Source organism: Kitasatospora phosalacinea (assembly GCF_000716545.1).
Lineage (GTDB): Bacteria > Actinomycetota > Actinomycetes > Streptomycetales > Streptomycetaceae > Kitasatospora > Kitasatospora phosalacinea.
Genome location: NZ_JNWZ01000213.1, coordinates 1 through 252, shown reverse-complemented (window position 1 = coordinate 252; position 252 = coordinate 1). Strand labels below are relative to the sequence as shown.

The 252-nt window shown below is 61.9% G+C and carries 1 rRNA gene; it reads right to left on the bottom strand.

Features of this window, described 5'->3' with window-relative positions:
- Window positions 1-115, bottom strand: a 5S ribosomal RNA gene (rrf, locus tag OO48_RS34200); the annotation flags it as partial.
- Window positions 116-252 lie beyond the last annotated feature (137 nt).

The window sequence follows — 252 nt, the reverse complement described above, 5'->3', positions numbered from 1 at the left end:
TCGGCGGCGTCCTACTCTCCCACAGGGTCCCCCCTGCAGTACCATCGGCGCTATGAGGCTTAGCTTCCGGGTTCGGAATGTAACCGGGCGTTTCCCTCACGCTATGACCACCGAAACACTATGAAACCGTGCACCGCCCGCCCTGGCCGGGGCGGGGGTCGTTGTTTCAGAACAACACAGTGGACGCGAGCAACTGAGGACAAGCCCTCGGCCTATTAGTACCGGTCAACTCCACCCCTCACGGGGCTTCCA